The organism is Paeniglutamicibacter sp. NPDC012692, from assembly GCF_042901625.1.
GTDB lineage: Bacteria > Actinomycetota > Actinomycetes > Actinomycetales > Micrococcaceae > Paeniglutamicibacter.
Map to the genome: position 1 here is coordinate 346709 of NZ_JBIBDE010000002.1, position 19259 is coordinate 365967.

The 19259-nt window shown below is 66.4% G+C and carries 18 protein-coding genes; 9 read left to right on the plus strand and 9 right to left on the minus strand.

What is annotated here, in order from left to right; genetic code table 11:
- Positions 1 to 5: 5 nt before the first annotated feature.
- Positions 6 to 1403, plus strand: a complete 1398-nt coding sequence (locus ACFY5D_RS09765) for a cryptochrome/photolyase family protein (protein ID WP_387528480.1) — start codon at positions 6 to 8, stop codon at positions 1401 to 1403.
- A 47-nt stretch (positions 1404 to 1450) separates the two neighbouring features.
- Here ACFY5D_RS09765 and ACFY5D_RS09770 read toward each other — a convergent pair whose 3' ends face one another.
- Both ACFY5D_RS09770 and ACFY5D_RS09775 read right to left on the minus strand, forming a co-directional pair.
- The gene (locus tag ACFY5D_RS09770) at positions 1451 to 2431 is read right to left on the minus strand and encodes a carbon-nitrogen hydrolase family protein (protein ID WP_387528483.1); all 981 of its coding nucleotides are present in this window, start codon (positions 2429 to 2431) and stop codon (positions 1451 to 1453) included.
- 2 nt (positions 2432 to 2433) lie between these two features.
- Positions 2434 to 3963, minus strand: coding sequence for an APC family permease (locus tag ACFY5D_RS09775; protein WP_387528486.1), 1530 nt, complete (start codon positions 3961 to 3963; stop codon positions 2434 to 2436).
- 113 nt (positions 3964 to 4076) lie between these two features.
- Here ACFY5D_RS09775 and ACFY5D_RS09780 point away from each other — a divergent pair, with 113 nt between their 5' ends.
- Together ACFY5D_RS09780 and ACFY5D_RS09785 are read left to right on the plus strand one after the other, a co-directional pair.
- The gene (locus tag ACFY5D_RS09780; protein ID WP_387528489.1) at positions 4077 to 4751 is read left to right on the plus strand and encodes a TetR/AcrR family transcriptional regulator; all 675 of its coding nucleotides are present in this window, start codon (positions 4077 to 4079) and stop codon (positions 4749 to 4751) included.
- 178 nt (positions 4752 to 4929) lie between these two features.
- Positions 4930 to 6474, plus strand: coding sequence for an FAD-dependent oxidoreductase (locus tag ACFY5D_RS09785; RefSeq protein WP_387528492.1), 1545 nt, complete (start codon positions 4930 to 4932; stop codon positions 6472 to 6474).
- Positions 6475 to 6506: 32 nt separating this feature from the next.
- Here the strand turns inward: ACFY5D_RS09785 and ACFY5D_RS09790 are convergent, their stop codons facing one another.
- Positions 6507 to 7295, minus strand: a complete 789-nt coding sequence (locus ACFY5D_RS09790) for an IclR family transcriptional regulator (protein ID WP_387528495.1) — start codon at positions 7293 to 7295, stop codon at positions 6507 to 6509.
- A 180-nt stretch (positions 7296 to 7475) separates the two neighbouring features.
- On the opposite strand from ACFY5D_RS09790, the gene ACFY5D_RS09795 reads away from it, so the two are divergent.
- The 4 genes from ACFY5D_RS09795 (at position 7476) to ACFY5D_RS09810 (ending at position 10478) form a co-directional block, all read left to right on the plus strand.
- A complete protein-coding gene (locus tag ACFY5D_RS09795; RefSeq protein WP_387528498.1) occupies positions 7476 to 8645 on the plus strand; it encodes an acetyl-CoA C-acyltransferase in 1170 nt (389 codons plus the stop codon).
- 181 nt (positions 8646 to 8826) lie between these two features.
- Positions 8827 to 9189 carry a hypothetical protein gene (locus ACFY5D_RS09800; protein ID WP_387528501.1) on the plus strand — a complete coding sequence of 121 codons (363 nt, stop codon included), beginning with the start codon at positions 8827 to 8829 and terminating at the stop codon, positions 9187 to 9189.
- A 31-nt stretch (positions 9190 to 9220) separates the two neighbouring features.
- Positions 9221 to 9874, plus strand: a complete 654-nt coding sequence (locus tag ACFY5D_RS09805) for a VWA domain-containing protein (protein ID WP_387528502.1) — start codon at positions 9221 to 9223, stop codon at positions 9872 to 9874.
- A gap of 1 nt (position 9875) precedes the next feature.
- Positions 9876 to 10478, plus strand: a complete 603-nt coding sequence (locus tag ACFY5D_RS09810) for a dual specificity protein phosphatase family protein (protein WP_387528505.1) — start codon at positions 9876 to 9878, stop codon at positions 10476 to 10478.
- 16 nt (positions 10479 to 10494) lie between these two features.
- On the opposite strand, the gene ACFY5D_RS09815 is transcribed toward ACFY5D_RS09810, so the two are convergent.
- Both ACFY5D_RS09815 and ACFY5D_RS09820 read right to left on the minus strand, forming a co-directional pair.
- Positions 10495 to 11637 (minus strand): hypothetical protein, encoded by a 1143-nt coding sequence (locus ACFY5D_RS09815; protein WP_387528508.1) that lies wholly within the window; start codon positions 11635 to 11637, stop codon positions 10495 to 10497.
- A 62-nt stretch (positions 11638 to 11699) separates the two neighbouring features.
- Complete coding sequence (locus ACFY5D_RS09820; protein WP_387528511.1) at positions 11700 to 12923, minus strand: glycoside hydrolase family 3 N-terminal domain-containing protein; 1224 nt, start codon at positions 12921 to 12923, stop codon at positions 11700 to 11702.
- A gap of 125 nt (positions 12924 to 13048) precedes the next feature.
- On the opposite strand from ACFY5D_RS09820, the gene ACFY5D_RS09825 reads away from it, so the two are divergent.
- A complete protein-coding gene (locus ACFY5D_RS09825; RefSeq protein ID WP_387528513.1) occupies positions 13049 to 13867 on the plus strand; it encodes a helix-turn-helix domain-containing protein in 819 nt (272 codons plus the stop codon).
- 36 nt (positions 13868 to 13903) lie between these two features.
- Here ACFY5D_RS09825 and ACFY5D_RS09830 read toward each other — a convergent pair whose 3' ends face one another.
- The 4 genes from ACFY5D_RS09830 to ACFY5D_RS09845 form a co-directional block, all read right to left on the minus strand.
- Positions 13904 to 14437, minus strand: coding sequence for a VOC family protein (locus ACFY5D_RS09830; protein ID WP_387528516.1), 534 nt, complete (start codon positions 14435 to 14437; stop codon positions 13904 to 13906).
- Positions 14438 to 14544: 107 nt separating this feature from the next.
- A complete protein-coding gene (locus tag ACFY5D_RS09835) occupies positions 14545 to 15366 on the minus strand; it encodes a carbohydrate ABC transporter permease (protein WP_387528519.1) in 822 nt (273 codons plus the stop codon).
- Complete coding sequence (locus ACFY5D_RS09840; RefSeq protein WP_387528522.1) at positions 15363 to 16304, minus strand: carbohydrate ABC transporter permease; 942 nt, start codon at positions 16302 to 16304, stop codon at positions 15363 to 15365. The genes ACFY5D_RS09835 and ACFY5D_RS09840 overlap by 4 nt, the downstream gene beginning before the upstream one ends.
- A gap of 4 nt (positions 16305 to 16308) precedes the next feature.
- A complete protein-coding gene (locus ACFY5D_RS09845) occupies positions 16309 to 17616 on the minus strand; it encodes an ABC transporter substrate-binding protein (protein ID WP_387528525.1) in 1308 nt (435 codons plus the stop codon).
- A gap of 271 nt (positions 17617 to 17887) precedes the next feature.
- Between ACFY5D_RS09845 and gcvPA the strand changes: the two genes are divergently transcribed.
- Positions 17888 to 19258: an aminomethyl-transferring glycine dehydrogenase subunit GcvPA gene (gcvPA, locus tag ACFY5D_RS09850; RefSeq protein ID WP_387528528.1), complete on the plus strand. Its 1371-nt coding sequence runs from the start codon at positions 17888 to 17890 to the stop codon at positions 19256 to 19258.
- Position 19259 lies beyond the last annotated feature (1 nt).

Here is a 19259-nt window from a genome sequence, read left to right on the forward strand (position 1 = left end):
GACCAGTGAGTCCGACCACGACGAACCTGGTGTGGTTCCGCGACGACCTGCGGGTGGCCGACAACCCGGCGTTGGAGGCCGCAATGGCGGCCGGGCCGACCATTGCGGTGTACATTCTCGACGAGCAGTCGTCGGGCATCCGCCCGCTTGGCGGTGCGGCCCGCTGGTGGCTGCACCACGCTCTGGCCGACCTCCGGGCGAACCTGGAAAGGCTCGGGGTGCCGCTGGTCCTGCGTCGCGGTGCGGCGGCAAACATCCTGCCCGAAGTGCTGGTGGTAAGCGGCGCGCTATCCGCCTACTGGAACCGCCGCTACGGCGGCCCAGAACGTGCGGTGGACACCCGCGTCAAGGCGCTCGTGCGCGCCGCGGGCGGCACGGCATTGAGCTTCTCGGGAACGCTGCTGCAAGAGCCATGGGTTCCGCTGACCCAGGACGGCAGGCCGTTCAAGGTATTCACTCCTTTCTTCAACGCTCTGCTGCGGTTGCCGCTGCGTCCCGCGCTGGGCGAACCGCTGCCGCAGGAACCAACAGGACTCCCCTCGGTGACGAGCGACGAGTTGGCCGACTGGGAGTTGCTGCCCACGGCCCTTGACTGGTCGCACGGGCTTGCCGCGGCGTGGGAACCCGGCGAGTCGGCCGCCCGCGAGCGGCTGGATGCGGTGCTTGCGGAGATTGCCGCCGACTACGACGACACCCGCGACCGGCCGGACATGGACGGCACCTCCCGGCTTTCGCCGGCCCTGCGCTGGGGCCACCTGAGCCCGGTCCAAGTGTGGGAATCCCTCAGCTCGCTGATCCAGGAGCGTCCCCCGGCCGCCGTCGGCGCACGTGCCATGATGCGCCAGCTGGCCTGGCGAGACTTCTGCTGGAACCTGCTCTACCACCAGCCGGGGATGGCCGAACTAAACCTGCGTCCGGAGTTCGACGCGTTCGACTGGGTCTGGCCTTCCGACGGTGTCCCCCAGAACCCCGAAGACGCACAGGCCAACGACGATTTCGAAGCGTGGTGCCGCGGCGAGACGGGATTCGGGCTGGTGGATGCGGGCATGAAACAACTGTGGGAAACCGGGTGGATGCACAACCGGGTGCGCATGGTCACCGCGAGCTTGCTGGTGAAAAACCTTGGCATCCACTGGCGGGTCGGCGAGCAGTGGTTCTGGGACACGCTCGTCGACGCAGACGCCGCAGCCAACCCCACCAATTGGCAGTGGGTCGCCGGCTGCGGCGCCGATGCCTCCCCCTACTTCAGGATCTTCAACCCGGAGTTGCAGGCCAGGAAGTTCGATCCACGGGGTTCCTACGTTGCCCGCTTTGCGCCGGTGGCTGTGTCCGAACCGATCGTTGACCTGAAGGAATCGCGCGAGCGGGCGCTGGATGCCTACGCCCGGATGAAGGAACGCTAAGGCAGTGCATCGGATGCCTGCACGTCGACGCGCATGCCTCCGACGGACTACCCATTCACCCGAACGGCCGCTTCCTCCTGCGAGTCCGCACCTTGGCTGTCCGGATCGGTGTCGAAACGAGGATCCCGTTCTTCGACCGCCGGCTCATCTGGCTTGCCCTCCGTTCCTGCACGGAACACCGGAGGGAGCATCCGGGCGCCACCGTACATCGGGAAAGCGAGGCTGTTGCACTTGCTCTCCAGCTCGTCCCACGGGCGGTTGATCCCGTGGGTTCCGTACTTGCGCACGAGGGCAACCCTGTCGAGGTCCAGGACACCGAAAAGGGTTTCCTCACCGGTGCCGGCACGCTGCATGATCGTGCCTTCTGGGTCGACGAGCACGCTATCGCCGACGCCCGCCGGGTCGGACGCGTTGAGGTTGACGACGAAGACCTGGTTGGTGAACGCGTTGGCCCTGGCCATGACAAGTTCCATTTCGCGGTCGCGGGTGGTGGTGAGGGTGGGCTGGATGATCACGTCCGCACCGAGCCAGGCGAGCTGTCGGGCCACTTCCGGGAAACTTCCGTCGTAGCAGATCGCCAGGCCGATGCGTCCGACCCCCGGGATGTCGAAGGTCGTGAACTCGCTGCCTGGTTCGAGGGTCTCGTACGGGCGCCAGGGGAAGAGCTTGCGGTATCGGGCCACGATTTCGCCGTCGGGGTTGATCGCGATGGCGGTGTTGTAGAGGTGGTCGCCCGAGCGTTCAACCAGCGAACCGGGAACGAGCCAGATCTTGAGCTCTCGCGCCAAGCCGGAGAGCCGATCGGTGAGCGGCCCCGGCACTGTGGTTTCCGCGCGTTCGTCGAAGTCGGGGTCGGGCTCGAGCATCGCTTTCGGTGCGGCAAGCAGCAGTTCGGGAACGACCACCAGGTCAAGGTGCGGTCGCATCGAGGTTACGGTGCGCACCTGCGTCTCGAACCGTTCGAAAGTGGTCTCGAGGTCCCCCGGCACCGGGCTGGTCTGGATGGCTGCGATGTTGAGGATGCGCATGGTCAGTGGCTCATTTCTTCGGTGGGGTCCATTATTTGGAAGTCGGTGCTGTTTGCGTTGCCCACGGGAATCGTGGAGCAGTTGAAAAATTCGGGCCAGAGCGGACGGACCGCAAGGGTGACAACAAGGCCAAGGGCCATCGCCCCGATGCCGATCCAGAAGACGGCTCCGACCCCAAGCCAGGAAACGCCCGCATACTCGGGGCGGGCCATGTCGATGGAGCTGACGACGAACGCGATGGCCATCATCAATGCCCCGAGTCCCGGCAGGACGCCGGCCAGCATCAGGGTTTTCGGGTCCCGCATCCGGGGTGCGAAGAAGACTATGGCCGCGATCGCCGTCGCGGCGTAGTAGACGGCCACCATCAAACCGACGGAAAGGATGGCGAGGCCGACGAAGTCCCGGGAGATGAGCGAAAGCACGATGATGGTGAGGATGCTCAACCCCGCCCACCAGATTGTCGCGGTCCTCGGCGTGCGGCTCTTGGGATCCACGGAACCGATGGATTTCGGAAGTGCCCGGTAGGTGGCCATGCTCAGCCAGGAACGCGGGCTGGCGACGGCCACCGTAAAGAGCGCGGACAGGGCAGACATGCCGATCGCCAGCGTAATGACGCGGCCAAAGAACTCGCCGGTCGCCAGGGGGCCGATCACCGAGAGGACATCGCCAATCGCATCGTCCGAGGTCAGCAGGTCGACGCCGCCGAATCCGAGTGCGGCGACGGAGGCCATGACGTAGAGAACCAACAGGATCACCGTCGAGACGATGGCTGCGCGGCCCGGGGTGCGGGAACGGTGGGTGGTTTCCTCGTTGACGGCAATCAACGAGTCCCATCCCCAGTAGATGAACAGCGCAAGAATGACCCCGGCGACAAGGCCCGAGGGGTCCGCCGCAAGCGGGTTGAACCAGTCCAGGCTCACCGGCTCGGCGCTTGCGGGTGCGGTGCCGCGGCCGATCGCCAGGAAGGCGCCGGCACAAAATCCGCCGATGGCCACTATCTGCAGGCCGATGAGGGCGTACTGGACCCAAGCGGCAAGCTCGATCCCGCGGATCGCGACCACGGCGCTGGCCGCAATGAGTGCGATCGCCAGGGGAATCGTGGCCAGAGGGTTTGCCGCGAGCGATTCGAGCCCGACGGAGTCCAGCAGGTACACCGTGGCCACCTGCGCCAGGGCCGCGGTCGCGATGAACGTGGCAATCTGGGGGACCCACCCTCCGAAGAACCATCCGGCAACCGGACCCAGCACTCGGGAGATCCAGACGAACACGCCGCCGCAGTCGGGCATCACGCGGTTGAGATCACGGAAGGCGAACGCGGTGAAAAGGATCGGGAGGAATCCCACCAAAAATGCTGCCGGGGCGTGAACGCCCACTGAATCGGCGACAAATCCCAGTGTCACCGCGAGGCTGTATGCGGGCGCGACCGCGGCAAGGCCGACTGCCACGATCCGCACCATCCCGATGGCATCGCGGCGGAGGCCTTTGTCGGCCGGGTACGTCACCGACAGGCTCGGCGGGGCGGGCTCATTCATAGCGGATCTCTCCTTCGAGTTTTATCTGAATGTGATTCAGATTACTGAACGCCATTCAAACAACACCGACGCCGGCTGTCAAGGCCTGCGGCTTTTTAAGGCAGAATGGCAGGATGGGACGCCCCAATCGACAGACCGAACGCCGCGCCGAGATCCTCGCCGCGGCCAAGAGCGTTGCGGTGCGCGATGGCGCCGCCGGCACGACCCTGCGGGCGATCGCCGCGCAGGCGGGGATGGAACCGCCGGCCGTGCTCTACTACTTCGGCGGGTTGACCGAGATCTTCCGCGAACTCGTCTTCGCCTCGTCGGATGCCTTCATCGAGCACATCGAAGCAGCGGTCGACCGCGCCGAATCCCCCGAGGCGCGCCTGCGGGCGGCCATCGTGGCCGGCACGACGGGTGGCCTGGAGAGCAACGACTCCCGCATCCTGTACGAGTTCTGGCCCGCCGCGCTGCGCGATTCCGGCATGAACGACGCCGACCGCGTGCTCGACCAGCGCGAGGTTGCAATCTACGAGCGCATCATCCGGGACGGCATCGATTCGGGCGCGTTTCGGCCGGTACTCGACGCCAACGCCCTTGCGTGGGCCCTGGTGGCCCTCGAAGACGGACTCGTGATGGACATCCTCACCGGCACCAAGGCGCCCCGGGAAGTCATCAGCCTGATCTGCAGCGTCGCCGAACACCTTGTCGGAGCCAAGCTCGAGCACGAAGGGCATGGCCACAGCCGTCCAGCGCGGAAGCGCCAGGAAAAGGCTGCGGCAGCCGGGGAAACCCAGCGGGCCTAGTTTCCCAGGCCAACGCCACCCGGGATCTTCCGGGGACTCCGACTGACGCCAAGGTCAACTTTCGCCGCCGCCGGACGTTGATCCCGTTGCTTGATCCTTCCTTGGGCGTTGGGCAGACACGCGGCGAGCCGCAGCCGAACTGGTGATTTGCACAGGATTCGGGCGTAGCGTGAGAAACATGGATGCCAAGCAACTTCAGACGGACGTGTTGGTCATCGGCGCAGGTCCCACCGGGCTTATGGCCGCGGCGTGGCTGCACAAGTTCGGGATCGATGCGCAGATCATCGACTCGAAGTCGGGACCGACCCGGGAGTCGCGTGCCTTGGCGCTCCAGGCGCGCAGCATGGAAATCTACCGCCAGCTCGGACTCGTCGACGAGGTCCTGCGCCGGGCCATCCCCACCGGGGAACTGCGTCCCGGCATCGGGGCCCGCAGCTTCAAGAGCATCAAGCTCAACCGTCTGGGGTACTCGCAAACCCGGTATGCCGGCCTGACCATGCTGGAGCAGAGCGCCAACGAGGAAATCCTGGCCGACTCGCTCAAGGCGGCGGGTCACGAAGTGCTGTGGAACCACGGCTTCGACTCGCTGCAGGAAACCGGCGAGCGCGTCGAGGTCCGGTGCACGGGCCCCGACGGGCCCCTGGCGATCTCCGCGCGCTACGTGATTGCCGCCGACGGCGCTTCCTCCGAGGTCCGCGAGGGCCTGGGCATCCGCTTCGAGGGCGAGACGGCGGACCAGGTGTTCTACGTGCTTGATGCCAACGGCGTGACGGGCATGGGATCCGGCATCAACGTGCGCTTCGCCGAGGAAAACTTCATGCTCGGGTTCCCCATGGGCACCGATGCGCAGGGCGGGGAGCGCCGCAGGCTGCTGGGCATCGTGCGCGAGCCGGAAACCGCGGATACCGATGTCATCGAGGTGGATGAGAAACGGGCCCGCACCGCGCTGCGCCGGGAGTTCGGAGTCCTCTACACCGATGCCCAGTGGTTCTCCCGCTACCGGGTGCATCACCGCGTCGCCAACACCTTTGCCCGCGGCCGGGTCTTCCTGGCCGGCGATGCCGCGCACATCCATTCCCCCGTCGGCGCTCAGGGCATGAACACCGGCCTCCAGGACGTCCACAACCTGGTGTGCAAGATCAACGACGTGCTCGCCGGCGGGATGCCCGAGGACTACCTGCAACGCTACGAGGCCGAACGGCGGCCCGTGGCCCTTCGGTTGGTCAAGACCACGGACCGGGTATTCAGCGCCGTGACCTCCAGCTCGTGGCTCGCCCGCATGCTGCGGATCCGGATGCTCCCGGTCATCTGGCCGGTGGCCATCCGGGTGATCGGCCGCATTCCGACCGGCCGCCGCTTCTTTGGCTACCTGTCCCAGATCCGCATCCACTACTGGATCACCGAACATGCCCGCGACCGGGCGGCCCTGGCCCGTGGCTTTGCCAAGACCCGGCGTCGCGGGAAGGTCATGGGCCGGCGCCTGCCGTGGGTTCCCTTCCGGACCGGCGAGTACCCGGATAACTTCGAGGTGCTCAACGACGCCAGCTGGCAGGTCCACGGCTACGGAACCAGCTCCTCGACGCGGGCAACCCAGCTCGCCACGGAGCTCGGGGTTGGCTGCCATGTCTTCCCGGCGTCCCCCAAGCACCTGCTGCCCGAGGGATCGGTTGTCCTGGTGCGGCCAGACATGTTCGTGGCCCACTTCGAGCAGGTTCCCGAGTAGGCCGACGGGCACAACCGGGTTGCCCGCCGGGGTCAGCGGGCGGGCAACGCCTGTTCGCCGCGCAGCTTCTTGGACAGCTCGTGGGCGTGGTGCATCAGCAGGCGTCCCAGCTCGGGGCGGCGCTCGGGAGAGAAGCGGGATTCAACGCCCGTAAGGCTCAGGGCCCAGGCGGGTTGGCCGGCCGCGTCAAAGACCGCGGCGCCCATCCCCCAGCTCCCCTCCACAATCAGCGCGGGGTTCTCGGCCCAGCCGCGTTCCCGGGTTTCGGCTATGCGTCGGCCCAGGGATTCACGTCCGTGGTCGCTGCCGTACGCCGGCTCAAGGTCGTGGCTGTCCAGGTAGCGCTCGATGGCGTTCTCGGGCAGGAAGGAAAGGATGGCCAGCCCCGCCGAGGCCACCCCGAGCGGAAACCTTTTGCCTTCGTAGAGAACGAAGGAACGGATCGGGAACGCGCCGTCGGCCCGCAGCAGGCACACCGTTTCCTCCCCCCTTCGCACGGAGAGGAACGCGCTTTCACCCGTTGCATCGGCCAGGGCGGCCACGTGCTCCCGGGCGATCTCGGTGATGTCATACCGCTCGGCGGCCACCGTCCCCATGATGTACATTTCAGGGCCCAGCATCCACAGCCCCTCGTGGTGGTCGTGGTCGCAAAACCCCTCGGCCGCCATGGCCCCCAGAAGTCGGTGCACCGTGGGGCGCGCCAGCCCGGTGCTCCGGGCCACCTCTGACGTGGAAATGCCCCTGGGCATCGCGGTGCTCACGGCACGCAGCACCGCCGCCATCCTGCCCACCATCTGGGCCCCGGGAAACGAGGAATTCATGTCCATATTATGGTCGAAATTGAGGCCACCCACCACCAGCCGAGCAATTCATATCAAATTGTGTGGATTCGTTGACCGTGGATGCGCCAAATCAGTACGGTCAAGGATAGAGCCCCATGGATTTCACATCGTGGACGAGCCCGGGGCAACCATGGCAACCAAAGTCTTTGAGGAAGCAGCATGAGCGCATTGATCGCCGGGTACGCCCGCACCCCGTTCGCACGATTCAACGGGACACTGTCCACCGTGCCCGCCACCGCGCTGGGCGCCCACGCCGCTGCGGCAGCCCTCGAGCGTGCCGGCATCCCCGCCGACGAGGTCCAGCGCGTCTTCGGCGGACAGGTGCTGCAGGCGGGCGCCGGGCAAAACCCGGCGCGGCAGTCCGCGGTCGGCGCGGGCATCGGACTGGACGTCCCGGCCCTGACGCTGAACGCCGTGTGCCTCTCGGGCACCGAAGCCGTGGTGGCCGGTGCACGGATGATCGACGCCGGGGAGGCCGACATCGTGGTGGCCATCGGCCAGGAATCCATGTCCCTGGCACCCCACGTCCAGCGGGCGCGCGCCGGAACCAAGTACGGCGCCATCGAATTGCTCGACACCCTCGAATTCGACGGCCTCACCGACGCCTTCGAAGCCCGCTCCATGGGCTCCTCCACCGAGGACGGCAACACCGCCATGGGCATCAAGCGCGCCGAGCAGGACGAGTTCTCCGCCCGCTCGCACCGGTTGGCCGCGGCCGCCGCCGAATTCCACGCCGGGGAGATCGCCCCGTTCACCATCACCACCCGGCGCGGCGACACCGTCGTCTCCGTCGATGACGGAATCCGCGCGGAGACCACCGCCGAATCCCTGGGCAAGCTGCGCCCCGCCTTCGACAAGGACGGAACCATCACCGCCGGGAACGCCTCGCAGATCACCGACGGCGCCGCCGCGGTGGTGCTGGTCAGCCAGGCCGCCGCCGAACGGCTGGGCCTCACGCCGCTGGCCGAGATCGTCTCCCACTCCCTTGTCTCCGGGCCGGACGTGCTGCTGCACGAACAGCCCGCCAACGCCATCCTCGCCGCCCTGGACGGCACCGGCATCGCACCGGCGGACCTGCTGGCCGTGGAAATCAACGAGGCGTTCGCCGCCGTCGGCGTGCGATCGACCGCGAAACTCGGCATCGACCCGGACATCGTGAACACCAAGGGCGGGGCCATCGCCCTGGGACACCCGATCGGCGCCTCCGGCGCCCGGATCGTCGGCACGCTGGCGCGCCAGCTCGCCGAACTCGGCACCGGCTCCCTCGGCGCCACGGGCATCTGCGGCGGCGGAGGCCAGGGCAGCGCCGTGGTCCTGCGCGCTCTCTAGTCCGTCAGGACACGAATCGACAATTGAATTCCCTGCCCCGGCGCATGTGCCTTGCATTGAATATGCAAGGCACATGCGCTTCCTTGTTGGCAGGCCCGCGTTCCCGGACGATCCTCCAACTGCGCAAAAATACTTTCTTCGCACTATTGACCCATGCGCAAAAACTGCGCATGATGTGTTTATGAGCAACAAGAAGCGCACACCGATCGACGAAGCCCGCCAGATGCTTTCGGACATTCCGTCCGATCCGCTGGCTGCAGTCGAACGACTGGGAGAGGTCCGAGAACTCATCGATACCGCCCTGAACGAGGCGATGGCCGAGGCCACCCTCGAGGGAGCATCGATCCGTTCGGTGGCCGTCCGCGCCGGGCTTTCGCCCAATGCGGTCCCCCCGCGGCTGGCCCGCACCTCGCAGCTGTCCAGTTACACGGATGCCGGCGGCAAGGTGTCAAGCTCCTCCATCGAGCGAGCCCGCTACGACTCGGAAACCGGGCGCCCCGCGCCCAAGGAACCCATGACCTTCAAGCCCAGGCGCTCCAACTAAACAACGCGCCGCTTCCCGAAAGGTACTAGCCATGACCAACAAAGACACCGCCCTGCTCGTCTTCCTGCTTGACCGTTCCGGCTCCATGTACGACATCAAGGAAGACATCGAGGGCGGCCTGAACGCCTACGTCGCCAAGCAGCGGGCCGAAGCGGGCACCGCGCTCGCGTCGCTTCACCAGTTCGACAACGTCTATGAGGACGTCTACCTGGACAAGCCCTTGGATGAGGTTCCACCCTTCATTCTGGAACCACGAGGCTCCACCGCCCTGTTCGATTCGATCGCCAGGACCATCACCGAGACCCGCAAGCGCATTGCCGCGATGCCCGCCGAGAAGCGCCCGGGAATCGTGCACCTGAACATCGCCACCGACGGGCTGGAGAACGCGTCCACCAAGTACTCCCGCAGGGCCATCCGGGACATGGTCCAGGCCCAGGAAGAGGTCGACAAGTGGATCATCTCCTACATGGGCTGCGACCAGGATGCCGTCGAGATCGGCACCAGCCTGGGCATCTCCCCCGAGCGTTCCCTGACCTACACACGGGAAACCGCCGCGGAAGCCATGGACGCATACAGCCAACTGACCAGCACGGCACGTCGGGCCCGCAGCCGCGGGGCCGACGTGGACGAGGTTCTCCTGGGATCGGTGTTCACCGAGCGCCAGCGCAAGGCCACGGGCAAGTGACATGCTTGCCAACCTCAACTGGGTGACCGCCGACCTGGCAGTCGGAGGGGACCTGGACTACGACGGCCAGGTCATGATCGCGCAGGTTCTGGAGATCATCGACGCGGACATCACCCACATCATCGACCTGCGCTGCGAGGCGGAGGACTCGGAGATCTGGGAGGCCGCCAAGATCGCCTACCTGTCGGTCGGCACCACCGACGAGGACGGACACGTGGTCCCGCCGGAGGTCTTCGACAAGGGGGTGCGCTTCGCCCGGCGCGCGGCGCGCAACGGCGGCAAGGTGCTGGCCCACTGCCACATGGGGATCAACCGCGGTCCCTCCATGGGATTCGCGATCCTGCTGGATCGCGGGTACTCCCCCATCGAGGCCTTCGACATGATACGTGCGGCCCGGCCGCAGGCATTCATTGCCTACGCGCAGGACGCGCTGGCGGCCCATGCCGCCAGGAAACGCCGCAAGGGCGCACGTTCCGTCGACTGGGAAGCCCAGGCAGTGGCCCTTGAACAGCACATCGAGGCGGAGCTGACGGCGAGCAAGGTCGGGTGCATCCGGCACATCATGCGCGAAAACCGGAAACGGGACCTGGGCCAATCGGCCTAGGCATGCCGCCGGCAGGCTAGCCGTTGACGGCAACGGCCCGTTCCAGGGCCTTTTCGTCGACGGCGAGCGCGGCGGAGGTGGTCCGCACGAAGACCGCCAGCCAGCCGATGGTGGTGCCCACGATGGCCAGCTCAAAGGCCGTCAGGTCGTAGTAACGCAGCGGGCGCCACAGCAGCGCGGCCCCGGTGATGCCCAGCAGGCAAGCCAGCGTGAACAGGTGGAAGGCCACCGGGAACCCCGGCAGCCAAAATGCGGCGCCCAGGAGCAGCACCGCGATGAACCCGACGGCCAGCCGCGCCAGCCAGGAGTGCACGGGTTCGGCCACGTCGATGGGGACCAGCCCGATGCCCATGGTGCAGATCCCCACTCCCAGCAGGCAGACCCGCACCACGGCCGGGCGCGGGCGCATGAACCGCGCCGGCGGGCGGCCCATGGCCCTGGCATAGTCGTCGTGCAGCCTGGCCATGAGGCTCAGGTCCCGCACGATGAATGCGGTCAGCGTGCTCAGCACCAGCCCGGACACCACCAGGGTGACATTGAACGTCCAGAAGGACGTCAATCCCGACTGCCAGGTCCCGAGGGTCGAGAACATGCCGGTCCACCACAGTGGGTTGTCGGCCGCCAGCATGCTGATGAAGACGCCGGTGGCCAGGAACACCGCCAGCAACGTGGAAAGGCTTTGTGCCGTCAGCCGCGCGGCCGAGGTCAGCGCGATGTATCCCGCGATGCCCGCACAGACCCCCACCATGAGTCCTCCCGCATAGCGGTCGACCGTGAGACCCAGGAAGGAGTTCTGGAAGATCCGGAAGGTGACCAGCGCGGCCATGACGGAGATCGCAGCATGGATGATCACCAGCGCGACGGCGTTGGTGATCTGCCTGTACAACGGGAAGCCCCTCAACCACGGTTGCGTGAGGACAAGGATTCTGAGATACCCCGTCAGGCTTCCGGACGTCGCGGCGAATGCTGCAACGATTGCCGCGTAGAGGGCCACCGAACCCGAGCCCGCCAGATTCGGGCGGTACCTGGCAAAGCCGATGAATCCGGCCAGTGTTCCCGCCACGGTCCAGGCCAGCCCCAACCACAGCGCCCAGCTTTCAACGCGCAGGCGGGTCTCCGCCGGCTCCGGGGGACGCTGGTTATCCGGTTGGATCTCCATGCCTTCGATTCTGCCACCGGTCCCCCGGACTTCGGGAGGAACACCGGGTAAACAGGCCCGTGCTATTTGCCTGCCCGGGTTTCCAACACCTCCAGCGCCGCGGCGTCGATCTTGGCCCGGAACGCAGGGCTGGCCTTGGCCTCTGCCACCAGCGCCTGGTGGATCGACGGGATGGCTGCCGCGTTGACACACAGCATCATGGTCCCGCCGGCCTTGAAGAAGTTCTTCGCCCGGGTGGCGTAGCTCCAGGGCGAGAGCTGCCGGGCCGTGCACATGTCATCCGAGACGACGATGCCGGTGAAGCCGAGGTCCTTGCGCAGCATGGTCTTCATGATGGTGGAGGAAAACGGCCCGGGGTGCCCCGCATCGATCTTGGTGTAGTAGGCGTTGGACACCATGACCCACCGCGTGCCGCCGGCAACGGCCTTGGCAAAAGGCTTGATGTAGGCGCTGGTCCGGGTGGTGGTCGTGTCCTTGACGTTCGAGGAGGTGTCGGTGTTCCTGGTGACCCGGCCCAACCCCGGGAAGTGCTTGACCACCGGGGCGACTCCCCCGGCGCGCATCCCCTGCGCAAACGCCGCCACGTCGTTGGCCACGTGTCCCGAGGTGTAGCCGAATTCGCGGTGCCAGTAGCCGATCGGGGAATTGTAGGGGGCGAATGCCGCGCTGGGGACGGTGTCGGCAACGGGTGCCAGGTTGACGTTGATGCCCGCCGCACTCAGCTGCTTGGCCCAGGTCGTCGCGTTGGAACGAATGGTCGTGGTCGACCACGTGCCCTGGCGCAACGCGGTGGGCATGACGGAGAAGCCGGGACCCTTGAGCACCTGGACGTTGCCGCCCTCCTGGTCCGTGGCGACGAAGCGCTTCTGTCCGCCGGTGCTCGAGGCACTGACCGTCGCGCTGATTTTTGCCACGACCGCCTTGGTGGACTTGACCCCCGCAGAGCTGCGGCCCTTGAGGAACACGTTGCCGATCTTGTACCTGGTCAGGGTCGAAAGGTCCGATTTGCCGGCGCCGGTCGCGGGAACGCCCATCATGAGGACCTGCCCGACACGTTGCTCCAGGGTCAGCTTGGCCAACGCCTGCTTCGGGGTGGGCGCCGCCGCGGGGACGGCGGCCGGAAGCGCCGAGGCGGGTGCTGCGTCCGGGATCGCACTGCTTGCAAGGCCACCTTCGACGTGCGCCTGCGACATCGGAGCCATGCCCGTGACCAACGCGATGGCCAGCGTCCCCGCCAGCACCAATCGCCCGGCGACGTGGAGACCTGAAGACTTCGTGTTGCGCATGAGGGACACCCCCGGTTCGTTGCGAGTTGACGCAATTCTAGTCTCGGCCGCCATCTGCCGCCCCGCGCCGAGCAGCAATTTTCGAGGATTCCGGCATGGTTCCCGGGCGGGGAATAATGGGGGCCATGGATACCCCGCGCGGCCCGCTGCTGCCCACCGGCACCGGGTGGGCCCATGTCGAGCGCATCGATCCGAATCCACGGCTGGGTGAACTCGTGGGCCACTACTGGGTGGCCCGCTGGGAGATTCCCGCGGACGCGGACCACGAACAACGCATCCTCACTTATCCCGCCTGCAACCTGGTCATCGAGGACGGCACCGGAACGCTGTACGGTCCGGTCACCCGGCTCTCGACCAAGCGGCTTTCCGGATGCGGGAGCGCCCTGGGCGTGCTGTTGCGCCCGGCCGCGGGCGCGCTGCTCAGCCCGCGGCCGATGCACGAGATCGTGGATTCCTCGCTGCCCGAAGGCGACATCGGCCTGGACTGCGCGGTGCCGATCGATGCGGCCCTGCAAGCGGCGGGAACGCCCGAACGGCAGCAGGCAGCGGCGATCGGGCTCTTTGAGGAATGGCTGCTCGCGCGGCTTCCCGACGGTGCGGACGAGGACGGGCTGCTGGTCAACCGGATCTGCCGGGACATCGAAACCACCCCCGGGCTGCAACGCGTGCAACAGCTCACCGAGAGGTGGCAGATCGGCGAACGCCGCCTGCAGCGCCTGGTGCGCTCGCGCCTGGGGCTGACCCCGAAGTGGCTGCTGCAGCGCCACCGGCTCCAGGAAGCCGCGGCGCTGATCGGCCGCGGGATGGGCCCGGACCTGTCGCACGTGGCCTACGCCCTGGGCTATGCGGACCAGGCGCACTTCACCCGGGACTTCGCGGCGGTGACGGGCATGAGCCCCGGGGAATACCTGAGGCAGGTAAACGACCGGGGCCCCGGCCGCTAGCCGGAGCCCCGGTCCAAGGTGTGCTGCGGGCCGTCCCTATTTGCCGGCGTCCGCGGTGAACGATTCAAGCCACTTCATGACCCTGCTTTCGGATTCCTCCCGGGAGAGGTCCTCGATCCGGGTCATCACGCTCCAGCGCCGCCCGAACGGGTCGACGAACGTGGCAAAGCGGTCCCCCGACACGAAGTCGGCGGGCTGCTCCACGGCAGTGGCCCCGTGCTCGGTGGCCGCGGCAAAGACGGCATCCACGTCCCGGACATAGAGGGCAATCGAGTTGTTGGTGTGTTGCGCGTCCGCCGCCACCAGGCCGTAGCCCGGTTGCGGATCCGACAGCTGCAGCATTCCGTTGCCGAAATCGAGCTCGGCGTGCGACACCGTCGGGCTGCCATCCTCCCGCGGGGCTCCGGGCATCACCGAAAGCGGTGTCGCCCCGAAGACCTCCCGGTAGAACTCGATGGCCTGGTGCGCCGGTTCGACGACGATGAACGGCGTCAGCGAGGTGTAGCCGTGCGGGACTCCGGCCGTGGTGTGGTTGCCTGTCGCCGGGGACTGTGTGGGTTGCGTGGACATGATCGGGTTCCTTTTCCAGGTGCGGTGGGCTGCCAACATCTCCAGTGAAACGCGGACGGGCGGGCCGGTCTTGAAAAAATCCGACAGCCCCACTTCGCATTGACCGCCTAGCCCTTGACCGCTCCGCCCATGAGCCCGGAGATGAACTGCTTCTGGAAGAGCAGGAAGACGATGAGCAGCGGCAGGGTCGCCAGCAGGGAGCCGAGCATCAGCCCCGAGTAGTCCACGCGCGACAGCCCCACCATGGTGTTCAGCGCCACCGGCAGCGTGTACTTCTCCTCGCTGTTGAGCATCAGCAGCGGCCAGATGAAGGAATTCCACTGGCTGATGAACGTGTAGATCACCAGGGCCGCCAGCTGCGGCCGGGCCACCGGAAGCACGATCCGGTAGAACGTCTTGATCTCGCTGGCGCCGTCGATCCGCGCGGACTCGATCAGGCTGTCCGGGAAGTCGAGGAAGGCCTGGCGCATCAGGAAGATGCCGAAGGCGTTGGCCAGGAACGGCAGGATCAGCGCCTGGAAGCTGTTGATCCAGCCGACGCTGGCCATCATCTGGAACAGCGGCACCAGCAGCACCTGGCCGGGAATCATCATGGTCAGCAGCACGCCGCCAAGCATCAGGCCGCGGCCGCGGAACCGGTACTTGGCCAGTCCGTACCCGCACATGGCGCTGACGATGCAGGAGAAGGCCGTGTAGATCACGGCCACCAGCACGCTGTTGAGCATGACCCGGGCAAAACCGGTGTCGGCCTGGAGCCGGGCCAGGTTGTTCCACAGCTCTCCCCCGGGAAGCAGGGGCATCGGCGTGGCAAAGATCGACGCCGTGGTGTGGGTCGAGGCGATGACCATCCAGAGGAACGGAACCAGGCTGGCCACCGCCCCGAGCACCAGCAGGACATAGAGCGGGGAACGGCGGAGGATCTGCATCATGACTTGTCCCTCATGATTCGGAATTGGATGAGTGAGATGACCGCGATGATGGCCACGACCAGCCAGGCGATGGCGGAGGCGTAGCCGAAGTCGAATTGCTGGAAGCCGACCTTGTAGAGGTACAGCACCGGCGTCAGCGTGGCGTTGTTGGGCCCGCCGCCGGTCAGGATGAAGTTCTCGTCGAAGAGCTGCAGCGCGCCGATCGTCGAGGTGATGCTGCTGAACAGGATCACCGGGCGCAGCTGCGGCACGACGATCCGGGAGAATATGGCCCAGCGTCCGGCCCCGTCGATCCGTGCGGCCTCGTATTGCTCGGCGGGGATCGCCTGCAGGCCGGCCAGGATGATGATCATGTTGTATCCGGTCCAGCGCCAGGTGATGGAGGCGATCAGCGCCACCCGTGCCCAGCCCTCGGAGTTGAGCCAGTCGATCGGGTCCATCCCGAACATGCCCAGCATCTGGTTGGCCGCGCCCCCGTCGGTGGCCAGCATGACCCGGAAGACCAGCGAGTAGGCCACCAGCGTGGTCACCGCGGGCAGGAAGTAGATGGCCCGGAACCCGGTCCGGAAGCGGACCCAGCTCTGGTTCAGGATGTAGGCCAACCCGATCGCGATGCACACCATCAGGGGCACCTGGATCGCCAGGATCAAAAAGACGTTGAACAGGCTCTGCGCCACCAGCGGATCCTCGAACAGGCGCTGGTACTGGGCCAGTCCCACCCAGCTGGTTTCCCCGCCGGAAATCGACTGGAAGCTCTGGATGAACGAGGAAACCAGCGGGTAGACGAAGAACAGGGCGAACAGGGCAAGCGCCGGCAGGATGAAGAAGTAGCCGGGGCGGTGGCGGCGGGCTGCCCGCCGCGCCGCCTTGCCTGCTGCCGCGCGGGCCGTGGAGCGGCCCTCCTTTGATTCGGAGGGCCGCGTCAGCGTGGTGGTCATGGTGTTACTGCGCGATCTTGCGACCGGTCGCGGTGGCGATCTGCTCGGCTGCGGACTTCAGCTCCGCCGCCGGGTCGGCGCCGTTCAGCACTGAGGAGACCACCGCGTTTGCCACGATGTCCCCGGCCTTGGCGCTGTCGCTGTTGGTCGTGCCCGCGGGGATCTTGGCGGTCTGCTCGGCGAAGAGCTGGTAGACCTTCTCGCCGCCGAAGTACTCCTGCGGCTCGGCGAAGAGCGGGTCGGTGAAGGCCGGCAGGTAGGACGGGAACAGGCCCTCGTCCTTCATCATCGAGACCTGGTTGTCCTTGTTGGCCAGCACGTACTTGACGAACGAGCCTGCCAGCTCGGGGTTCTTGGCCTGGGTGGGAACGGCCAGGGTCGATCCGCCGTTGTTGGAGGTGGTTCCGCCTCCGGTGGTGAACGCCGGCAACGGCTGCACGCCGTACTTCCCGGACAGCTCGGGGGCTTCGCCGGTCAGCGTGCCGATCCACCAGACCGCTTCCGGGTTGACCGCGGACTTGCCGTCCTTGGCGGCGGTGACCTGTCCGTCCCAGCCCTTGACGTTGTGCAGCAGGCCCTTTTCGTTCATGGTCTTCATCAGGGTCAGCGCCTGCACCGCCTCCGGCGAGTTCAGGTCGATCTCGCCCGCGGCGTTGAAGGTGCCCTTGCCCTGCTGCTGGAGCAGCATGGAGAAGATTCCGCCGCCCGACAGGTCGGTGGAGATCAGCGTGTGGCCGGTCTTCTTCTTGATGGTTTCGCCGGCCGTGACCAGGTCGTCCCAGCTCTTGATCGAGGCCGGGTCAATATCCACCTCGGCGAAGTAGTCGGTGCGCACGAACAGTCCGACGGTTCCGGAATCCCACGGCAGGGACAGCAGGCGCCCGCCCTTGTCCGAGGACGCCGCGATCTTCGACGGGTCGAAGTCCTTGGTTGCGCCGTCGATGAGCGGCGCCAGGTCGGTGAACCCCTTGGGGAACTGGGTGACGTAGGCCGGCATCCGGTCGGTTTCGACGGTGATGACATCGGGCAACCCGCTGTTGGCCTGCAGGGAAACCGACATCTTGTCGTATGCGTTGTCGTACCCGATGTCCACGACCTTGATGGTGGTGCCCGGGTGTTCGGCGGAGTAGGAGGTGGCCAGCCGCTTCAGCGCGGTCGCGGCGACGTCCCAGCTCCAGACGGTGATTTCGCCTGATACTTCGGCGTTCGGCTTGAGTGTCGCGCCACTCTGCGCGGGGACTCCGCCGCCGGCGCAGCCGGTCAACAGGGCGAGTGCAAGGGCCGGTACGGCCAGCTTTGCGGGTTTGATCATTGTGGAGCTCCTTGTCATCAGGAAGACCTCGTTTGTTGACGACACTGTACACAGTATTCAGAACAATTGGGATAGCTTTCTCACTTTTCCCACCAGAACCAAACAAAAATGTCACAGGGCGTCGCCGAGCCAAAAGCGGCGTGGGTCACAATTGACTCTCACTTCGAATCCGCATAATGTGCACTGTATACAGAATTTCACCAAAGTTATCCCGCGCTTCGAACCACGGTTCATGCACCCGGGTCATGACAAAAGCAGGAGGCGACCTTCCATGCAAAATTCCACAGTTCACCCCTACATTCCCAACACGGTGCCTTCGGTCATCGAGGAAATGCTCGCCGTCACCGGGGCATCCAGCATCGAGGAATTCTACGAGGACATTCCCCAGAGCCTGCGCGTCAAGGGCCTGCTGAACCTGCCGGAGCCGTTCCTTGCCGAGGCCGAGCTGGAAGAGCACGTCACCGGCCTGCTGAACAAGAACCGCAGCACCCGCGAGGTCATCAGCTTCCTGGGCGCCGGCGTGTACAACCACTACGTGCCGTCCGTCGTGGACGAGGTCATCAACCGCAGCGAGTTCCTCACCGCCTACGCGGGCGAGCCCTACGAGGACCACGGCCGCTTCCAGGCGCTGTTCGAATACACCTCCATGATGGGCGAAATGCTCAACATGGACGTGGTCAACGTGCCGACCTACGACGGCATGCAGGCAACCGCCACGGCGCTGGCCATGGCCGGACGCATCACCGGACGCTCGAAGATCGTCGTCGCCTCCGACGTGAATCCGGACCTGCTCTCCAAGGTCACCGACTACGTACGCAGCCACACCGAGCTGGTCTTCGTGCCCACCGCCAACGGCCTGGTCGACACCGCCGCGCTTGCGGCAGCGGTCGACTCCGAGACCTCGGCCGTCTGGATCCAGACCCCGAGCTTCCACGGCGTGCTGGAGACCTCCGGCCGGGCCATCGCCGACCTGGCGCACGAGTTCGGCGCACTCCTGGTCGTGGGCACCGACCCGATCGCCTGCGGCAGCCTCACTCCCCCGGCCGACTGGGGAGCCGACATTGTCTGCGGCGACATCCAGTCCCTGGGCATCCACCAGTGGTTCGGCGGCGGACGCGGCGGCTTCATCGCCGTGCACGACGACCCGAAGTTCGTCATGGAAATGCCGTCGCGCCTCTTCGGCCTGGCCAGCACGTCCGTCGAGGGTGAATACGGCTTCGGCGACGTCGCTTGGGACCGCACCTCCTTCGCCCTGCGCGAAGAGGGCAAGGAATGGGTCGGCACCGCCGCAGCGCTTTGGGGCATCGCCGCCGGCGTCTACCTGGCGTCGATGGGCCCGACCGGCATGTCCGACCTGGGCAACACCGTCCTGGCACGCACCGCCTACGCCCAGCAGCAGCTCGCCGCCATCGACGGCGTGGCACTGGGCGACTCAGCCGCACACTTCCGCGAATTCGTACTCGACCTCTCGGCTTCCGGCAAGACCGCGGCCGAGGTTGTCACGGCCCTGCGCGCTCGCGACATCGAGCCGGGCGTGGTCATCGGCGAAAACAACCTGCTGGTCTGCGTCACCGAACGCATCACCACGGCACACATCGACACCCTGGTCTCAGCCCTCACCGATTTCCTGAAGGAGAAGTAAC

What these genes read in the sequence shown, in the direction of transcription:
- ACFY5D_RS09770 (WP_387528483.1), bottom strand. Translation starts at nt 2,431, where the DNA reads ATGCGCATCCTCAACATCGCAGCCATCCAGACCAGCCCGGTGCCGGGG.
- ACFY5D_RS09775 (WP_387528486.1), bottom strand. Translation starts at nt 3,963, where the DNA reads ATGAATGAGCCCGCCCCGCCGAGCCTGTCGGTGACGTACCCGGCCGAC.
- ACFY5D_RS09780 (WP_387528489.1), top strand. Translation starts at nt 4,077, where the DNA reads ATGGGACGCCCCAATCGACAGACCGAACGCCGCGCCGAGATCCTCGCC.
- ACFY5D_RS09785 (WP_387528492.1), top strand. Translation starts at nt 4,930, where the DNA reads ATGGATGCCAAGCAACTTCAGACGGACGTGTTGGTCATCGGCGCAGGT.
- ACFY5D_RS09790 (WP_387528495.1), bottom strand. Translation starts at nt 7,295, where the DNA reads ATGAATTCCTCGTTTCCCGGGGCCCAGATGGTGGGCAGGATGGCGGCG.
- ACFY5D_RS09795 (WP_387528498.1), top strand. Translation starts at nt 7,476, where the DNA reads ATGAGCGCATTGATCGCCGGGTACGCCCGCACCCCGTTCGCACGATTC.
- ACFY5D_RS09800 (WP_387528501.1), top strand. Translation starts at nt 8,827, where the DNA reads ATGAGCAACAAGAAGCGCACACCGATCGACGAAGCCCGCCAGATGCTT.
- ACFY5D_RS09805 (WP_387528502.1), top strand. Translation starts at nt 9,221, where the DNA reads ATGACCAACAAAGACACCGCCCTGCTCGTCTTCCTGCTTGACCGTTCC.
- ACFY5D_RS09810 (WP_387528505.1), top strand. Translation starts at nt 9,876, where the DNA reads ATGCTTGCCAACCTCAACTGGGTGACCGCCGACCTGGCAGTCGGAGGG.
- ACFY5D_RS09815 (WP_387528508.1), bottom strand. Translation starts at nt 11,637, where the DNA reads ATGGAGATCCAACCGGATAACCAGCGTCCCCCGGAGCCGGCGGAGACC.
- ACFY5D_RS09820 (WP_387528511.1), bottom strand. Translation starts at nt 12,923, where the DNA reads ATGCGCAACACGAAGTCTTCAGGTCTCCACGTCGCCGGGCGATTGGTG.
- ACFY5D_RS09825 (WP_387528513.1), top strand. Translation starts at nt 13,049, where the DNA reads ATGGATACCCCGCGCGGCCCGCTGCTGCCCACCGGCACCGGGTGGGCC.
- ACFY5D_RS09830 (WP_387528516.1), bottom strand. Translation starts at nt 14,437, where the DNA reads ATGTCCACGCAACCCACACAGTCCCCGGCGACAGGCAACCACACCACG.
- ACFY5D_RS09835 (WP_387528519.1), bottom strand. Translation starts at nt 15,366, where the DNA reads ATGATGCAGATCCTCCGCCGTTCCCCGCTCTATGTCCTGCTGGTGCTC.
- ACFY5D_RS09840 (WP_387528522.1), bottom strand. Translation starts at nt 16,304, where the DNA reads ATGACCACCACGCTGACGCGGCCCTCCGAATCAAAGGAGGGCCGCTCC.
- ACFY5D_RS09845 (WP_387528525.1), bottom strand. Translation starts at nt 17,616, where the DNA reads ATGATCAAACCCGCAAAGCTGGCCGTACCGGCCCTTGCACTCGCCCTG.
- gcvPA (WP_387528528.1), top strand. Translation starts at nt 17,888, where the DNA reads ATGCAAAATTCCACAGTTCACCCCTACATTCCCAACACGGTGCCTTCG.